Annotated in this window: 1 protein-coding gene and 1 pseudogene; one reads left to right on the forward strand and one right to left on the reverse strand. The window is 59.3% G+C overall.

The window, feature by feature from the left end:
- The coding region (locus APM_RS19130) for an SIR2 family protein (protein WP_138919283.1) at positions 1-2,367 on the forward strand (2,367 nt) is incomplete at its 5' end.
- A 516-nt stretch (positions 2,368-2,883) separates the two neighbouring features.
- On the opposite strand, the pseudogene APM_RS19135 reads toward APM_RS19130, so the two are convergent.
- Positions 2,884-3,497 (reverse strand): annotated as a pseudogene (locus APM_RS19135) (AAA family ATPase); the annotation flags it as partial.

Consider the following 3,497-nt stretch of genomic DNA (forward strand, 5'->3'; position numbering starts at 1 on the left):
TACGGGGCCCCCGGTGTGGATCATCTCAAAGCGCATTTCGAGAGAGCATTTGCAGTTGCAGCACAGGGATATACACTGTCCGAACAGACCGGCATCATCGAGATCCAGACGAAAGACCGCGCCCGGCTGATCGCTGAGTTACGGTCCCAGTTTCGAGGGCTGAAACCGTCAGGGGCGATCCTGAATCTTCCCCTTTACCCGTGGAAGAGCCTGTACACAACGAACTACGACACGCTGATCGAAGCGTCCTACGTTCGAAAAGGTATCCCGATCGCGGCTTATTCGAGCAACTTCGACTTCGGGGTTGATCGCTCTGCCGATACAGTCCAGCTCTTCAAGTTGCACGGGACCATTGACAAAGACGCGGTCGACGGTAACCAGTCCCGTATCATCTTGACGGAAAACGACTACACCCTGACTCACGACTTTCGTAAGATGCTGTATGACCGCCTTGAGGGCGATCTTGCTGGCGCAACTCTGGTCATCATCGGCCATTCGCTCGCCGATCCCGACATCCGCGCGGTTGTCGATCAGGCGGCAAAGGCGAATCAGAAAATCGGCGCCGGCAGTCGCATTATCCTGCTCATGTATAAGCGCGACGAGGGTCTGGCGTCTCTATATGAGGCCAAGGGCCTGACCGTTTGCTTCGCGGGAATCGACGACTTCTTTGCGGGCCTAATCGGCAGAATATCCGGAACGCCGACCCCGATAGCGAGCACTTTGGACCCGCTCGACTTCGTCCCGCAATTGCGGCCCTCGACGGTTGACGTTGCTCATGCGGTCGCGTCTAAACCGGCCGACGTAAGTGCCATGTACAACGGCAGGCCTGCATCGTATGGCGATATCGCGGCGGGCTTGACCTTCAGGCGCAACGTCGCGGACGCCATATGTCAGGAGTTTGATAAGCCAGACATCTTCGTGGGAACGATGCTTGGGCCTAGTGGCGTCGGCAAGACCACAGCCGCCCGACAGGTCCTTTCTTCCCTCATAGCGAAAGACTATCGAGCCTGGGAGCACAAGGCCGATCAGCACCTGCGGGTCGCAGACTGGCTCCGGGTTTCGCAGCGTCTAAGGATGCAGCATGAATACGGCGTCTTGTTCATCGATGAAGCACATGCCGATCTTCCGCAGGTCAATGAACTGATCGACAAGCTCTCCTCGGACACGCCGCAGCACCTAAAACTCGTGCTAGTATCCAGTAAACACCATTGGGGACCTCGGGTTAAAACGCCGGCGTATTTCAACGCCGGCCGAGAGTTCTCTTTCAATCGCGTCCAAGACGACGAAATCGACCGCCTTCTGACATTGATTGAAACGAACGATCCGCTGCGCCGCCTCGTGGAGGAGACGTTCTCTGGCTTCAATCGCGTCGAACGCCGCCGGCGCCTGGTGGAGCGCTGCTCCGCCGATTTCTTCGTCTGCCTGAAGAACATTTTCTCGTCCGACAAGCTCGACGACATCATCCTACGCGAATACGCAGGGCTGAATGAGGCATCGCGCGACATCTATCGATTTGTCGCAGCGCTCGAAAGTGCCGGCGTACGTGTCCACCGCCAGCTCGTTATACGCCTGCTCGGGATCTCTGCTGAGTATGTTGCGGCCGCATTGGTGCATCTCGAAGACATCATTGAAGAAGAAACGCAGAGCGAGCGGGAAGGAATTTACACCTGGCACGGTCGCCACGCGGTGATCATGAACATCATCGCCCGTAACAAATTCTACGATACCGAAAAGCGCTTCGATCTCTTCAGCAAAATCATCGACGGCATCTCCCCCACCTATGACATCGAGATCCGCACGCTTCGCGAGCTATGCAACATCGAAACCGGCCTCGCGACCATTTTGGACAAGAAGGACCAAAACATTCTCCTGCGCAAGATGATGTCGATTGCGCCGCGCGAGCGTGTCCCTCGCCATCGTCTCATTCGCAACCTCATTGAGCTCGAGCAGTTTGATCCCGCAGAGGCCGAGATAAGGCTGTTCGAGAAGGATTTCGGCAGATCCGACGGGCCCATCGTCAGATACAAGATCAACCTCACCGCGGAACGCGCATTACGCTCTCGTGGCCTGATGCATGAGGATCGCGCTGCCATCATTACCGAAGCTGCTGAAATGGCGGCCGCGGCCGTGCGGCGTTTCCGCTCTAACAAGGCCATCCTGACCGCATACTGTGAGGTCGGGCTGGCTGCCGCCCGGCTCACAGGGAGCACCAACATATTCGACCGCGCCATCGCCGAGATGAAAGAGGCTGAGGAAAAGATCGGCGATCCCGATATCAGTCGCCTGATCGCCAATCTCGAAGCCAAAATGCGTATTCAGGCGCCAGCCGCGCGCCCGACGGAAGAGGTGCTCGACACAGAGGAATGAACCTTGACGGAGAAATGTCACACCGTGTCTTGGCTGATTGAACACACGTGCGCTGCCGCGTGGGTAGAGCCTGACAGGTAGCAGCTGTAAACATCTCCTCACTCACCGCTATCCACCTCAATCAAGACCCATCGCTTCTCTACATCGAGAATAGAAATCACGTCAGGCGCTCTACCATGTCCGGTTGTGGGAGTTGGCTGTATATGGTCCTCTGTCGTCGTTCAGTGTAGAATTGAAAGTCTGGTTAATGCGACCTCTCTCTACAAGCAGACCGTCACAAGAACCCCCTAAGGCCGCCAGGGTGGCAATGTCTGCTTTATCCAGCCCGCGCCGGACAACGGACTACCGGCTTCCCCCTACCCGGTCAAAATCGAACGGAGACAGAATGTCCCCTTTTGAGCGTCGAGGCCGGCCTAGCGGATGACTAGTTTGGGCGCACAGCCGCCGTTCAGTCAGTCCGTTCTGTACGGTGGCTTTCTGCCCTGCGCGGACGTAACGAACCCGATTTGGTCGCCGTTACCGGCTACGCCCACGCTTCCGGCTTTCCTGCTCAACAGGCCGGTCCTCGGCTTGCCGCTGCGCCTGACGCCGGCGATGCCCCTCCAGCGCGCTCTGTAGCCGCGCTCGGGCACTCCGATGCGCAGCCTCGATCAAGGGCCGCGCCCGCTCCCAGCCGGCCGCCACGGCCGCACGCACGGCGGGTGCTGCCCGCTCGATGCGGGCCAGCGCCTGCCCCTTATCCTCGGCAGCGCGGGTCATAGTTTCGGTCAAGCGGCCTTGCGCACTGGCCCGGGCCTGGGTCCGCGCAAAACGCTGGGACAGGTCAGCGGGTAAGCCCGCGGCCTCGCGCTTCTCGTCGACCGCCAGCCCTTTGAGGAAGGCGCGAGCCGCATTGCGGCGGGCCTCCTCGCCGATCTTCACCAGATCGAGCGCATTGGTCTTTTCAGGCTGGCGCGCGATGTTCCGCGTCCAGTTCGTCCAAATGTCGTGCTCACGGATTGGGCGCGGATCGCCCAGCGGCCGGCGGCCCGCGATTTCCTGACGCTCGGCCCCCTCAGAGGTCAGCCAGTAATCCCGCTCCCGGTGCCGTGACCCGGACACATACGTCTTGAAGCCGTCCGTGGTCTGCG

It is taken from the genome of Acidiphilium sp. PM, from assembly GCF_000219295.1.
Lineage (GTDB): Bacteria > Pseudomonadota > Alphaproteobacteria > Acetobacterales > Acetobacteraceae > Acidiphilium > Acidiphilium multivorum.